At 71.5% G+C, this 14,033-nt stretch carries 13 protein-coding genes; 1 reads left to right on the top strand and 12 read right to left on the bottom strand.

Annotated elements, in window-relative coordinates; genetic code table 11:
* Positions 1–2 precede the first annotated feature (2 nt).
* From IT371_26910 to IT371_26890, 5 genes are read right to left on the bottom strand one after another with little or no spacing between them, the layout of a single operon-like run.
* Positions 3–1,271, bottom strand: coding sequence for a hypothetical protein (locus IT371_26910; GenBank protein ID MCC6751313.1), 1,269 nt, complete (start codon positions 1,269–1,271; stop codon positions 3–5).
* Positions 1,268–2,638 (bottom strand): MFS transporter, encoded by a 1,371-nt coding sequence (locus tag IT371_26905; GenBank protein ID MCC6751312.1) that lies wholly within the window; start codon positions 2,636–2,638, stop codon positions 1,268–1,270. The genes IT371_26910 and IT371_26905 overlap by 4 nt, the downstream gene beginning before the upstream one ends.
* A gap of 1 nt (position 2,639) precedes the next feature.
* On the bottom strand, positions 2,640–3,590 hold the full coding sequence (locus tag IT371_26900) for a creatininase family protein (protein MCC6751311.1): 951 nt from the start codon (positions 3,588–3,590) through the stop codon (positions 2,640–2,642).
* Complete coding sequence (locus IT371_26895) at positions 3,590–4,966, bottom strand: FAD-dependent oxidoreductase (GenBank protein MCC6751310.1); 1,377 nt, start codon at positions 4,964–4,966, stop codon at positions 3,590–3,592. Before IT371_26895 ends, IT371_26900 begins: the two co-directional genes overlap by 1 nt.
* Complete coding sequence (locus IT371_26890) at positions 4,966–5,652, bottom strand: TetR/AcrR family transcriptional regulator (GenBank protein ID MCC6751309.1); 687 nt, start codon at positions 5,650–5,652, stop codon at positions 4,966–4,968. The genes IT371_26895 and IT371_26890 overlap by 1 nt, the downstream gene beginning before the upstream one ends.
* 168 nt (positions 5,653–5,820) lie before the next feature.
* On the opposite strand from IT371_26890, the gene IT371_26885 reads away from it, so the two are divergent.
* Positions 5,821–6,822, top strand: coding sequence for an NAD-dependent epimerase/dehydratase family protein (locus IT371_26885; GenBank protein ID MCC6751308.1), 1,002 nt, complete (start codon positions 5,821–5,823; stop codon positions 6,820–6,822).
* A 12-nt stretch (positions 6,823–6,834) separates the two neighbouring features.
* Here IT371_26885 and phoU read toward each other — a convergent pair whose 3' ends face one another.
* The 7 genes from phoU to IT371_26850 form a co-directional block, all read right to left on the bottom strand.
* Positions 6,835–7,515 carry a phosphate signaling complex protein PhoU gene (gene phoU, locus IT371_26880; protein MCC6751307.1) on the bottom strand — a complete coding sequence of 227 codons (681 nt, stop codon included), beginning with the start codon at positions 7,513–7,515 and terminating at the stop codon, positions 6,835–6,837.
* 8 nt (positions 7,516–7,523) lie between these two features.
* A complete protein-coding gene (gene pstB, locus IT371_26875) occupies positions 7,524–8,366 on the bottom strand; it encodes a phosphate ABC transporter ATP-binding protein (protein ID MCC6751306.1) in 843 nt (280 codons plus the stop codon).
* Complete coding sequence (gene pstA, locus IT371_26870) at positions 8,366–9,220, bottom strand: phosphate ABC transporter permease PstA (GenBank protein MCC6751305.1); 855 nt, start codon at positions 9,218–9,220, stop codon at positions 8,366–8,368. Before pstA ends, pstB begins: the two co-directional genes overlap by 1 nt.
* On the bottom strand, positions 9,217–10,176 hold the full coding sequence (gene pstC, locus IT371_26865; protein MCC6751304.1) for a phosphate ABC transporter permease subunit PstC: 960 nt from the start codon (positions 10,174–10,176) through the stop codon (positions 9,217–9,219). Before pstC ends, pstA begins: the two co-directional genes overlap by 4 nt.
* Before the next feature lie 34 nt (positions 10,177–10,210).
* Complete coding sequence (locus tag IT371_26860) at positions 10,211–11,257, bottom strand: PstS family phosphate ABC transporter substrate-binding protein (protein ID MCC6751303.1); 1,047 nt, start codon at positions 11,255–11,257, stop codon at positions 10,211–10,213.
* A 67-nt stretch (positions 11,258–11,324) separates the two neighbouring features.
* On the bottom strand, positions 11,325–13,109 hold the full coding sequence (locus IT371_26855; protein MCC6751302.1) for a HAMP domain-containing protein: 1,785 nt from the start codon (positions 13,107–13,109) through the stop codon (positions 11,325–11,327).
* Between the two features lie 3 nt (positions 13,110–13,112).
* A complete protein-coding gene (locus tag IT371_26850; protein ID MCC6751301.1) occupies positions 13,113–13,811 on the bottom strand; it encodes a response regulator transcription factor in 699 nt (232 codons plus the stop codon).
* Positions 13,812–14,033 lie beyond the last annotated feature (222 nt).

The following is a 14,033-nucleotide window of genomic DNA, read 5'->3' as shown; positions in this document are numbered from 1 at the left end:
GGCTAGAACACCTTGAAGTAGCCGGCGATCTCGAGCGCCAGGACGTTGGAGATGGCGGCGTTGTTTTTGCCGGCGAGGGAGCGCTCGTAGGAGAGCGTGGCGTCGAGGGGGATGGAGAACTTCTTGGCCGCGACCCAGGGGATGGTGGTGAAGGTCACCCCGGCCTCGATGCGGTGGTTGCGCACGGCGGTCTCGTCCATGAGCGACTGGTAGGCCAGCCCCTTGTCCCCGCGCACGTCGTCCTCTCCCTTGGCGACGAAGTTGTAGCGCACGAAGGGCTTGAGGACCGGCAGGACGGCGTAGGCGGCGAGGAGGTCCAGCTCGAAGATGTCGCCGAGGTCGCGCCAGACCTCCTCCATGTTCTCCTTCTTGGCCAGGGGGACGTTCACGGCGGTTGGCACGCGCTTGAGCTCTCGGTCGGGGAGCTGCGCGGTGTACTTCATCGTGACGTTCAGCCGGAGCCCGCGCCACGGGGTGAAGTCGTTCTGCCAGTAGAAGCCGAGGTCGGTCTGTCCGTCGCCGAAGCCGAGGTCGAGGAGGTTGTTCGGGTCGTCGGTGCGCCCCGTGGGGAGCCGCACGCCGGCCTGCAGCGCGGTGGTGTAGAAGCGCCAGGAGAAGACCCGCACCTTGAAGCCGAGCTCGATGTCCCCGAGGCCCGTGCCGCTCCAGCTCTCCATGCGCTGGTACGAGAGCTCGTCGCCGAGGAGGTGCTGCACGTCCTCGGTGTTGAGGGGCGCGAGGAGCTTGGTCGACGCGTCCTTGTCGTGGTCGAGGGGCAGGTACTTGGAGTCGTCGCGGCTGACCTTCGTGTCGCCGGGGTTCTTCCCCATGCCACAGCGGTCGGGGGTGCAGCGGGGCTCGGGGTCCACGCTCAGCGAGGTGAGCGTGTGGCGCAGGTGGACGATGGGGACGATCACACCGACCGTCAGGCGATCCAGGATGCCGAACTCGGCGGCGATGGGGAGCACCACGACCTGCACGTTGCTCTGGACGTTGCTCGTGCCGAGCGTCAGCGAGCCCGCCTTGTAATCGTACAGACGTTCTAATTTGTTCAGGTCGGGGAAGACCTCGGCGTTCAGGTCGCGGCGGTCGAAGTCGTGGGTCAGCCGCTCGGAGGCCCCGTCCTGGTTCCAGCGCCGGCTGAAGAAGCTGTAGATGGGTTTGATGCGCACGCGACCCACGCCCTTCGGCAGCGTGGCCGCGTCGTCGGCCCGCACGGGCTGGGGGAGCGCCGCGAGGAGCAGCGGGAGCAAGTAGAGCGACCGTTTCATCGTGCGTTGTCCTTCAGCGCGTCAGAGGGGAAGCGAGCGAACACGACCGCCCCGAGGGCCACGAGCAGGCCCCCCGCCGGGGCGGTGAGCTTGAGGCCCAGGTTGCCGGCCGAGCCCCCTTTGCCGAACAGGTCGAAGAGCAGGCCCATCAGCGAGCCCGAGAGTCCGAAGGTGAGCTTGAGGCAGAAGCCCTGCACGCCGAAGTACATCCCCTCGCGGCCGGAACCCTCGGCGCAGGTGGTGCGGTGCGCGAGGCGCGCGACGATGGCGTCGGGGAGGACGAAGAGGCCGGCGAGCGGCAGGCCCGCCAGGGCCATCACGGCGTAGGCCACGGTCTTCGGGGAGAGGCCGAGCGGGGCGCTCTCCCAGAAGTAGATGAGCGGCAGCACGGCGGCGAAGAGGATCATGCAGGCCCAGAAGGCGCGCTTCAGCCCGAGGTGGAGGGCCACGCGGTTGACCAGCGGAAAGGCCAGGAAGGCCCCGCCGAAGGCCACGCCCATCAGACCCCCCGCCGCCGCCTCCGGCAGGCCGAGCAGGTTCTTCACGTAGAAGGGGATGCCGGTGGTGACCACGTTGAAGCCGAGCCAGAAGAGGAGGAACGCGAGCAGGTAGCGCACGAAGGCGCGGTCGGCGAAGGTCTGGCGGATGGAGGCCAGGAGCCGCACGGCCGAGGGCTCGGAGACGGCGTAGCGCCGCTCGTTCACGCCGACGACGGTCACGTAGGCGGTGACGACGGCGAAGGCCGAGAGCACCACGACCATCCCCTGGAAGCCGAGCGGGGCGATGAGCTGCGGCGAGAGCACGAAGACCAGCGCGGCGCCGAGGAGCGAGGCGGTGGCCTTGAAGGTCGCGAGGTTCACGCGCGTCTGGTGCGTCGTGGCGAGCTCGGAGAGGAGGGCGAGGTAGGGGACGGTGTAGACGGTGAAGAAGACCCAGAAGACGCTGAGCGTGACGGCCAGGTAGAGGCCGGCGCCAAAGGCCCCCGCGCCGCGCACGGGGAAGAAGATCGCCGCGGCGAGGAGGCACATCGGCAGGCCGCCCCACGCCATGTAGGCGCGGCGGCGACCGAGGCGCGCGTTCGAACGGTCGGAGCTGCCGGCGATCACCACGTCGCAGACGGCGTCGAGGGCGCGTCCGACCCAGAGGATGCCGAAGAAGGCGCTCGCCGAGAGGGCCACGTGCCCCGGGCTGGCCTCGTCGAGATAGTAGAAGGCGAGCCACATCGTGAGCAGGCGCTCGACGATGGTGTAGCTCATGCTCCCCACGGCGTAGGAGGCCTGCGCGGCGCGCGGCAGGGCGCTCGCCACGGGGGGCACTGCGAGGCGCTCCGCGGCCAGACCGGGAGCGTGGGCGCCGAGGTCGCTCACCTCAGAGCGGCAGCCGCGCGATGATCCGCGCGTCCCAGAGGAAGGGCTCGCTGGCCTTCTCGGGGGCGTCGCCGGCGAGCGTGTGCTCGAGCAGGTCGAGCGCGTGCGTGGCCATGCCGGTGAGGGCACGGTCCCCGACGGTCGCGTCGGCCAGGGGCGGCTCGCCCACGTAGCCCGGCGTGGGCTTCATGGCCAGCCACTCGAGGAGCCCCGCCGCGTTCTCGAGGCCGAGCGCCGTCCTGCTGTGCCCGCCGTGTTTCTGGCGACGGCGAAGTCGCTGGGCGGCGGCGCGCATCAGGCCCGCCACGCGGCCGGTGCGGGGGACGACCACCTTGGGGAGCTTCCGGTACGAGGGGTCCACGTCCTCGGCGAAGAGCGCGAGCGCGAGGCTCGTCTCGAAGGTGCCGGCGTGGACGTCGTCGTTGCCGCCGAGAGGCGAGGCGGGGTCCATGCCGGCGAAGCCGAGGACCTCCGGGTCCCGCACGGTCATGGCGTTCATGAAGGCCCCGAACGGGTTCACCACCACCATCCCCTTTTCCTTGGTCAGGATGCGCCGCGCCTTCTCGAGCGCGATGAGGTGGCGCGGGCCGCCGTGGTTGCTCCCGATGACGAGCGTCCGGAAGCCGATGCCGTGGAGCGCGGTGCCGACCTGGACGATGGCGTCCACGATCAGCTCGCCGCTCACCTGAAGAGAGCCGGGCAAGCGCAGCGTATCCGCCCCGAGGCAGAGGGCGGGCAGCATGAGCGCCGGGCGGTTCGGGTACTTGGCGAGCCACAGCTTGGCGGTGCGGCGCATGACCTCGTCCCCTACCCGGATGTCGGTCCCGAGCGGCAGGTGCGGTCCGTGCACCTCGATGGGGCTCACGGTCCAGAAGACGGCCGCCTGCTCGCGCGGGAGCGCGAGGAGCGCGGACTGGGTCAGCTTCTCGTAGGGGAGCAGCTCGGTGTACATCACGCCTCCTTCAAGCCGGTCTTCGGCCGCGAAAGGGATCGGCCCGACGCGGGTGCGCTGCGGGCGTGCCACCAGTCCTGAGCCTGGAGCGCGCGGCGGTAGCCCTGGGCCATCGGCCAGCGCGCGGGTTCGGGCGGCATGGGGAACGGCTTGCGATTGATGAAGAAGAGCTCGGTGAGCTCGGTCTGCTTCTCGAGTGCGAGGTCGGCGATCACCGCGCCGACGTAGTTCGCGATCGACACCCCGTGGCCGCAGTAGCCGAGGCCGTAGAAGAGGTTCCGGTGCGCGCCCATCACGCCGACGGTGGGGAAGAAGTCCAGGGTGAAGGCGATGGGTCCCCCCCAGGCGTGCGTGAAGCGCACGTTCGCGAGCGACGGGAAGAAGGCGCTCACGCGCGCGCGGAGCCGCGCGAAGATCTCGGGGGAGCCCTCCACGTCGGGGATCTGGCCGCCGAAGTGGTAGTCCACGTCCTCGCCGCCGAAGGCGATGCGGTTGTCCGCCGTGAGCCGGAAGTAGTGGATCAGGTTCCTCGCGGTCTCGAGGCTCGTGCGGCGCTGCCAGCCGATCTCGCGCAGCTGCGCGTCGGTGAGCGGCTCGGTCAGGACGATGTACGTGTAGACCGGCATCACGCGGTTCTTGAAGTAGCCGAGCTGCCCGCTGTAGGCGTTGGTAGCGAGTACCACGCGGTCGGCGACCACCGCGCCGCCGGCCGTGTGCAGCGTGATGCTCCGCCCCTCCTCGATGCGCTGGACCGGGGTGTTTTCGAAGACCTCGACCCCGAGGCCGGTGATGACCCGCCGCATCTCGCGCACGTAGAGCGCCGGATTCATGATCGCGCAGCGCGGGTCGAAGAAGCCGCCGAGGAAGGCGTCGGAGCGGATGTGCTCGGCGACGCCCTGCCGGTCGAGGAAGTCGTAGTCGTAGCCCAGCTTGGCGGCGAGCTTCGCCTCCTCCTCGAGGTGCGGCAGGCGCGCCTCGTTCATCGCGAGCATGAGGTAGCCGGTGCGCTCGTGGTCGCAGGCCATCTGGTGCTCGCGGACCATCTGCTCGACGTGGTCCACCGCCTGGTACATGAAGCGGTAGGCGCGCTGGGTGCGCTCGTGGCCGAGCCGCTTGTAGACGTCCGGCATGTTCCAGCCGATGAGGGGCATCACGAAGCCGCCGTTGCGGCCGCTCGCGCCGTAGCCGATCGCATCGGCCTCGAGCACGGCCACCTTCCAGTCGGGGCGCGCGCGCTTGAGGAAGTAGGCCGACGAGGTTCCCGTGAAGCCGCCGCCCACGATCGCGACGTCCACGCGCCGCGAGCCCGCGACCGACGGACCCGGCTCGTACGCGTCCCCCTCGAGCCAGAAGCTCTTCTCGCGAAAGCGGTTCATCAGGGTGTCTCCTTGTTCGTGGCGGCCGGCCGGGCGAGGATCCCCTCGCAGAGCAAGGTGAGCGCGCGGTCCGCCGGGTGCGGTCGGCCGTTGGTGTTCGTCTCGCCGAGGAGCCCGCCGAGCACGTGGAAGGTCTCCATGAGCCCGGTGAGTAGGAGCGCGGCGACCACCACGTCCCCGCGCAGGTCGAAGACCCCCTCCTCGATCCCCTTGGTCAGCGCCTGGGTCACGAGCTGGATGCTGCCGAGGTACATGGCCTGCGCGGCCTTCGCCACCTCGAGGTGCGAGTTGATGCCGTAGAAGACCGACTTGAGGAGCTGCTGGCCGTCGGGGTCGAGCTGATGCAGCTCGCGGTCCACGCGCATGATGGCGCGCACCATCTCGAGCGCGGGGGCGTGCTTGTCGATGCGCTCCTCTTTCACGCGGAGGTCGGTGGCCGCGGCTTCCTCGACGCAGGCCAGAAAGAGGTCGTCCTTGTCGTCGAAGTGGCTGTAGAGCGTGCCGACGCCGACGCCCACCTCGGCGGCGACGCGGTTCACGTTGGCCGAGCCGTAGCCGTCGGTGGAAAAGAGGCGCGTGGCGACGCGGACGATCTCCGCGTACCGCTCCGGGTGCTTGGCCTTCAGCCGCGCCTTGCGGGTGGGCCGGCCCGTTCCGGAAACGTTGCCATTCCCTTCAATAACCAATTTGTTACCGCCTCTTGGATCCGAGTCAGCGATCAGAATGCTTGCTCTGAGTGTTTGCTCTGAGTAATAGTTCATATCGGCTGTAGTCCTACCTGTCAACCCTCTCGCGTACATCGTGGGAAGATGCGAGGGATCGGCCGGCAGACGCGCTATCGAGGAGGCGACGACATGACGGATGCGCAGGGCAGACGACGGGTGCTGGTGACGGGGGGGCAGGGCTACATCGGGCGGCACGTGGTGGCCCGCTTCCTCGCCGCGGGGCACACGGTGGTGAGCCTCGACCGGCCCGGGAAGCTGAGCCGCGTGCGCCTCGACGGCGAGACGCCGGTCGGGATGGACCTCGTCACGGCGGGGCCCGCGCTCGAGGCCTTGCTGCGGGAACAGAGCATCGGGCAGGTCCTGCACCTCGCGGCGCTGACCGAGGTTGGAGAATCTCTGCGCGCGCCGATGCGCTACTACCACCAGAACCTGACCGGGACCCTCTCGCTCCTCGCGGCGATGGAGGCGGCGGGGGTGCGCGAGCTGGTCTTCGCCTCGAGCGCGGCGGTCTACGGTGACCCGGGGGACGTGGTGCTGCGGGAGAGCTCGCCTCTGCGGCCGGTCAATCCGTACGGCGCGAGCAAGCTCCTCACCGAGCAGATCCTCGACGACCTGGTGGACCGCGGGCGGCTCGCGGCGATCTCGCTCCGGCTCTTCAACGTGATGGGGACGGCGCAGGACGCCGGGCTCCCCGAGGTGGAGCAGAGCCTCGGGCTGATCTTCCCGCTGCTCCTCGCGGTGAGCGCCGAGCGGCGGGCCATCCGTCCCGAGGAGTATCACCGCGCCGGGGTGCTGGTGCGCGGCTACGCGACCCCCGACGGCACGGTGCTGCGCGACTACGTCCACGCCACCGATGTGGCGGAGGCCTTCCTGCGCGCCTCGCATGCGGTGGCGGAGGGGAAGGCCTTCGGCCACTACAACATCGCCACTGGCGTGTCGTATTCGATCGACGAGGTGGTCGCGGCGGTGCGTGCGCATACGGGGCAGAGCCTGGACCTCGGCTGGCAGCCTCCGCAGGTCGGGTTTCCGGCGATCCTGAAGGCCGACGTGACCGCCGCGCGCGAGCAGCTTGGCTTCACCGCGCGGCTGCGCACCCTGGCCGAGCTCCTCGGTGGGGCGCCCGTCGCGTAGCCCGCAGCCGCGCTACGCGGGGAGCTTCCCCTGGTGGCGGATGTCCTCGCCGCGCACCATGAAGATCACCTCCTCGGCCAGGTTCGTGGCGTGGTCGGCCATCCGCTCGAGGAGCTTGGAGACCGACTGCACCTGGATCCACTGCTCGAGGCTCGCCGGGGCCTGCCGCATCTCGCCGATCTGCTCGCGGAAGATCTGGTGGTAGAGCTCGTCCGCCTCGTCGTCGCGGTGGATGACCTCCTCGGCGCGGGTCGCGTCCCCGGCGACGAAGGAGTCCATCGCCTCGCGCACCATCCCCTGCACGAGCGTCGCGAGCCGCGGAATGCCGTCGCTCACTCTCACGGGGGCCTGCTGCGCGAGGCTCGCCGCGCGCTCGCAGACGTTCACCGCCAAATCGCCGATCCGCTCCAGGTCGGTGACCATCTTCAGCGACAGCGCGACGAAGCGCAGGTCGGAGCCGAGGGGCTGACGTCGCGCGAGCAGGCGCAGGCAGCGGTCGTCGATCTCCCGCTCGGCGCGGTTCACCAGCCGGTCGAGCGCGATCGTCGCGCGCGCAAGGTCCGCGTCCCGCTCGAGGAGCGCGCGTATCGCGTGGGCGATCATCTCCTCGACCCGGCCGGCCATCAGCAGCAGCCGTTCGCGGAGCTCGCGCAGCTCCTCCTCGAATTCCCGGTCGGTGTGCGTGCGGGCCATGCGAACCCCTATCCGAAGCGTCCGGTGATGTAGTCCTCGGTGCGGCTGTCCCGCGGGGCGGTGAAGACCTGCGCCGTCTCCCCCTCCTCGACGAGCTCGCCCATCAGCAAGAAGGCCACGCGGTCCGAGACGCGGGCCGCCTGCTGCATGTTGTGCGTCACGATGACCACCGTGTAGCGCGCCTTCAGCGCGTGCACGAGGTCCTCGATGCGCGCCGTGGCGCTGGGGTCGAGCGCCGAGCAGGGCTCGTCCATGAGCAGGACGTCCGGCTCGACGGCGAGAGCCCGCGCGATGCAGAGGCGCTGCTGCTGTCCCCCCGAGAGGCTCTCGCCCGGGGCGGCGAGCCGGTCCTTCACCTCGTCCCAGAGGGCGGCCCGGAGGAGCGCGCGCTCGACCAGCTCGTCGGCGCGGCGTCGGTCGAGGCGCCCGGTGAGCCGGAGGCCAGCGAGCACGTTCTCGCGCACGTTCATGCTCGGAAAGGGGCTCGGCCGCTGAAAGACCATCCCCACGCGGCGCCGCAGGAGCGCGGGGTCGACGGAGGGGGCGAAGATGTCCTCGCCGTCGAGCTCGATGCGCCCCGTGCTGCGCGCTCGCGGCGATAGCTCGTGCATGCGGTTGAAGCAGCGAATGAAGGTGGACTTGCCGCAGCCCGAGGGGCCGATCACGGCCGTCACGCGCCGGGCGGGGATCGCCAGCGAGACCTCCTTCAACACAGCTTGCTCGCCGTAGAAGGCGCAGAGCCGGTGGGTCACGAGCTTGGCCCCGTCGCCGCGCGGGGCGACCGTGGGCGACGACGCGAGGGGGGCGGAAGCCATGCGAGCTCCTCGGGGGAAGGGTGAGAGGCCTTGCATCATGCGGCCCGGCGCTCCAGGCGCGCGCGCAGCCAGAGGGCGGCGAGGTTCAGCAGCACGAGGAGGGCGAGCAGCGCCACGATGCCGGCCGCCGCGTTGTGCAGAAACTCGGGCTGCGGGCGCGAGACCCAGCTGAAGATCTGGATCGGCAGCGCGGTGAAGGGGGCGTCGAGGCCGTCGGGCAGGAAGGTCACGTAGGTCAGGGCGCCCACCACGACCAGCGGCGCGGTCTCGCCCATGGCGCGCGAGAGCGCGAGGACGGCCCCCGTGAGGATGCTCGGCAGGGCGGTCGGCAGCGTCACGCGCCAGGTGGTCTGCCAGCGCGTCGCGCCGAGGGAGAGGCTGGCCTCGCGCAGGGACCGCGGCACCGCGCGCAGCGCCTCGCGGGCGGAGATGATCACGATCGGCAGCACGAGCAGGGCCAGGGTCGCGGCCCCTGCGACCAGGCTTCTGCCGAGCCCCACGGCGCGCACGAAGACGGCCAGGCCGAGCAGGCCGTAGATCACGGACGGAACGCCGGCCAGCGCACCCAGGTTGAGCTCGACGAGGCGCGAGAGGCGGCTCTCCGCGTCGTACTCCTCGAGGTAGACGGCGGCGCCCACTCCGAGCGGCAGGGCGAAGGCGGCGCAGAGGAGCAAGAGGTAGAGGCTTCCGACGAGCCCGGGGAGGATGCCGGCCTGTTCGGCGACGCGGGACGGGTAGCCCGAGACGAAGGTGGCGGTGAGGCGTGGCAGGGCATCGAGGAGCACGTAGAGGAGCAGGACGCCGAGGGCCAGGAGCGGCAGCAGCACGGCGCCGAGGCAGACGGCGGAGAGGACGCGCTCGCCGAGGCGGGGGCTCGCGGGGCGGCTCATGCGGCCCTCCGCAGGCGGCGGGTGAAGCGCTGGGTGACCGCGTTCAGGGCGAAGGTCAGGAGGAAGAGCGCGGCCCCGACGGCGAAGATCGTGCGGTACTCGAGGGTGTCCGCCGGCGTGTCGCCGAGGCTGATCTGCACGATGTAGGCGGTCATGGTCTCGATGGGGACGCGGGGGTCGAGGGTGAGGCGGGGCTGCTGACCCGCGGCGATGGTCACGATCATCGTCTCGCCCACCGCGCGGGCCACGGCGAGCAGAACGGCCGCGGTGATCCCCGAGCCCGCGGCGGGGAGGACGACCCGGCGGATGGTGGTCGCGCGCGCGGCCCCGAGCGCGTAGGCGTTTTCGCGCAGGCGGGTCGGCACGGCGCGCAGCGCGTCCTCGGCGAGGGAGGAGACGTAGGGCACGATCATCAGCCCCATCACGAAGCCCGGCCCGAGCGCGTTGAACCCGGCGAGCCCGGGGATCGCGCGCTGCAGGAGCGGCGTGACGACCACCAGCGCGAAGTAGCCGAAGACGAGCGTGGGAACGCCGGCGAGGAGCTCGAGGGCCGGCTTCACCACGCGTCGCACCCCGGGAGTGGCGAGCTCGGAGAGATAGATCGCGGCGAGGAGACCGAGGGGCACCGCGACGCCGAGGGCGATGGCGGAGGTGAGGAGCGTCCCGGCGACGAGCGGCCAGATGCCGAAGCGTGGGTTGGCGAAGAGCGGCGTCCAGGCGCTATCCCCGAAGAAGCGGGAGAGGGGCACCTCGCGGAAGAACGCGACGCTCTCCGTAGCGAGCACGGCCACGATGCCGAGGGTCACGAGGATCGACACGGCGCTCGAAAGGAAGAGCCCGCGCTCCACGAACCACTCGCCGGGGCGCCGGACGCGGGCGAGCGAGGGGGCGAGCGGGCTCGACGTCAGCGAGGGCTCGCTCGGGGTCACCGAGGGCTCGCCTGGGTTCGCGGCCATCCGTGCCACGTCGGGGGCGTTCACGCCGGCACCCCTACCGCTGGCTCAGGACCTGCTCGACGGTGACCCCCACTCGCGAACCGTGGCCGCCGAAGGCCGAGTCCGGAGTGCGTCGGGCGAGGCGCTCGCGGGCGAGGCCGATCGCGCGGGCGGTGAGCGGCGTGTAGCCCACGGCCGCGCTCAGCCGCGGGGCGTGCTCCAGATAATAGGTGGCGAAGGAGGCGACGGCCGGGCGCTCGAGCGCGGACTGCGCCACGTAGAGGAAGATCGGCCGGGCGAGGGGCTGGTAGGTACCGTCGGCCACGCTGGCGGCCGAGGGGAGGACCGGGCCCTGGCCGTTCTCCGCCCTGCCGTCGTCGACGGGGACGGCCCTGAGTCGCTGCCGGTTGGCCTGGTAGTAGCCGAGGCCGAAGTAGCCGAGCGCCAGGCGGTCGCGGGACACGCCCTGCACGAGGACGTTGTCGTCCTCGCTCGAGGTGAAGTCCCCGCGGCTCGCGTGCTCCCGGCCGACCACGGCCTGCGTGAAGTAGTCGTAGGTGCCCGAATCGACCCCGGGCCCGAAGAGGTGGAGCTCCTCGTCGGGCCAGCCCTTTCGCACCTGGCTCCAGCGCGTGACCTTCTCTTGCGCCTCGGGAGCCCAGATGGTCTTCAGCTCGCGCACCGTCAGGTCGCGGGCCCAGCCGTTCTCCGGGTGGACCACGATGGCGATGCCGTCGTAGGCCACGGGGAGCTCGATGAACCGCACGCCCCCCTTCGTGCACGCGGCGAGCTCGGTCGGCTTGATCGGCCGCGAGGCGCCCACGATCGGGACCTCGCCGCGACAGAAGCGCTTGAATCCGCCGCCGGTCCCCGAGGAGCGGGCCGTAACGCGCACGCGCTCGCGCCGCTGAAACTCCTCGGCCACCGCCTCGGTGATCGGAAAGACGGTGCTGGAGCCGTCGACCTCGACGAGCTCGGCTGCCGCGCCGGACCCGCCTCGCTTGCTGCAGCCGGCGAGAGCGAGGCCGAGCACGGATCCGGCGGCGAGCAGCGCGACGGCGCGACGGGGTCGAAGACGAAGGCGGTTCGCGGTCGGGTTCATGGCCTTTCCCTCCGCGGTCTGGTGTAGCCCGCGACGGTGACGGCCGGGTGACGTCCGCGCGACAAGATCAGCGCGGTGCGGTCTCCTCGGGCCGCCGCAGCACCACCCAGAAGCAGCACCCGTGCGGCGCGACGGGCTCCACGCCGACGCGGCCTCCCTGCGCCTCGACCAGATGTTTCACGATGGCGAGCCCGAGCCCCGTGCCGCCGAGCTCGCGGGAGCGACCCGCGTCCACCCGGTAGAAGCGCTCGAAGACGCGCTCGCGGTGCTGCGCCTCGATGCCGGGCCCGTCGTCCACGATCTCGAGCCGTACCTCGGCGTCGCGCGTCTCGTCGGTCCGGGCGCGGAGAACGATCCGGCCGCCGTTCGAGGTGTACTTCACCGCGTTGTCCACCAGGTTGAGCAACACCTGGTCGAGGGCCGAGGCGTCGGCCAGGACCTCGACTCCGTCGGCGATCTCCACTGCGAGCGTGAGCTGCTTGTCGGCGGCCAAGGTCTCGACCGTGTCGATCGCCTTGCGCGCCGCGGGGGCGAGGGCCAGCCGGGCGAGCTCCAGGGGGTGCTCGCGGGCTTCGAGCCGGGCGAGGTCGAGCAGGTCGGCGACGAGGCGCGAGAGCCGCTCGGCGTTGCGGCCCAGCGCCTCGGCCAGACGGCGGCCCCCATCGGGTTGCTCGAGCGCACCGTCGAGGAGGAGCTCGGCGTTGGCGCGGATCACGCTGACGGGGGTGCGGAGCTCGTGGGAGACGTTGGCCACGAAGTCGCGACGTACGGCCTCGAGGCGCCGGATCTCGGTCACGTCGTGGAGGACTACGAGGGTTCCCGAGGTGGCCCGGAGCGGCGTGACCTGGGCCAGCACGCGGCGGGCGGGAGGGCCCGACGGTACGAGGAGCTCGAGCTCGGCGCGCCGGCGCGCCACGCGCGGCTCGGCCTCGAGGAGGGCGTGGAGGGCGGGGGCGCGGACCACCTCGGCGAGCAGGAGCCCCACCGCCGAGGGCGGAAGGGCGAGGAGGCGGCGCGCTGCGGGGTTCGCCAGGAGCAGGCGGCCCGCCGCGTCCAGCACGAGGACCCCCTCCTCCATCGCGTCGAGGATCGTCTCGGCCCGGTCCCGCTCCCCGGCGAGGCTGGTCAGGGCGCGCTCGAGCTCCTCGGCGAGGCGGTTGAAGGAGCCCGCGAGGCGGCCGAGCTCGTCGGTGGAGGAGAAGGTCACGCGGCGCGCGGAGCCCGAGGCCAGGGCGCGAGCGCTCTCCACCAGGGTTCGCAGCGTGCGCGAAAAGAGGTGCGAGGAGACCGCGCTCATCAGCGCCGCGGCGAGCAGGGCCAGCAGCCCGGCCGCGAGCAAGAAGCGTCTCAGGCGGGTCGCGAGCTCTTCCACCTCGGAGTGCGGCATGGCCAGTCGCACGACACCGCGCGCATCGGGGCGGGAGAAGGCCTGCGCCTCGTAGAGGAGCTCGGTGTGCAGCGTGTGGCTGTAGCGGCGCGCGAGGCCTCGTCCGGTCCGCGTCGCGTCGAGCACCTCCGGACGGTCGCGGTGACTCTCCACCTCGGAGAGGGCGCGCGGTGAGAGCCCCGAGTCCGCGAGGACGCGGCCCGTCCGGTCGATGACCGTGACGCGAGCCTTCACGGCGCGGGCCAGCCGCTCGGCCACCGGCTGCAGGGTAGCGGTCGTCGCCGGGGCCGGCAGCGTCTCCACGGTAAGGCGTGCCGCCGCGGTGAGCCGCGTCAGCTCGGCCTCGGTGCGCGTCTCGAGCCAGGGACGGAGCGCGTGTTCGAGGTAGAGGCCGGCGGCCAGGCCCGCCACCGCGATGAGGAGCAGCGCGAGGCCAAAGAGCTTGCCGCGCACGCCGAGGGGCACGCGCTACTCCTCGTCGAGGCGCGCGCGGAAGCGATAGCCGACGCCGCGCAGGGTCTCGACGTAATCGGCGGCGGCGCCGAGCTTCTGACGCAGCCGCTTCACGTGGGTGTCGACGGTGCGGGTGGTGACGTCGGCGGTGATGCCCCAGGCCTCGGCGAGGAGCTGGTCGCGCGACTGCACGCGGCCGCGGCGGCTGAAGAGGGTCAACAGGAGGCGGAACTCGAGCGCCGTCAGCGTGACCTCTTCGTCGTCGACCCAGACGCGATGCCCCGACGGGTCGACGCGCAGGCGGCCGAAGCTCTGCGGGGCGACGGGCTCCTCTCCGGAGTGGGCGCGTCGCAGGATGGCCCGGAGGCGCAGCACGAGCTCGCGCACGCTGAAGGGCTTGACGACGTAGTCGTCGGCCCCGACCTCGAAGCCCACCACGCGGTCGATCTCTTCGCCCCGCGCCGTGAGCATGACGATCGGCACGTCGCGCGTCGTCGCCTGCTGGCGTAGCTGACGGCAGACCTCGGTACCGGGGAGGTCGGGGAGCATCAGGTCGAGCACCACGAGCTCGGGCGGAGGCTTCTCCAGGGCGCGCTCCAGCGCCTCGCGTCCGGTGCGCGCCAGACGGGTCTGGAAGCCCTCCTTCTTCAGCGCGTAGTCGAGGCTCTCGAGGAGATCCTGCTCGTCGTCCACGAGGAGCACGAGGCCGCTCATGCCCCATGGCTAGCACACTTTCGGCGGCGGCGTGGGTGACAGCTCGGTGACGCTCGAAGGCCAGGGCGGTCGCGTTCTCCGGATGGAAGAGACCGGGGAGGGCCTAGGGCGCTCGTGACGCGGGCCCTGGCGGACGCCGCCGCTTGCATGAGCCGGCAGCGGGGCGGAGTGGGCCGGCGCAAGCGGCGGCTCGGGCCCTCGCGCCAGCCGCGGATTGGGGGG

This window comes from Deltaproteobacteria bacterium (assembly GCA_020848905.1).
GTDB lineage: Bacteria > Myxococcota_A > Polyangia.
Note: the sequence above shows the minus strand (reverse complement) of the source record. Positions and strands in the feature narration are given on the sequence as shown.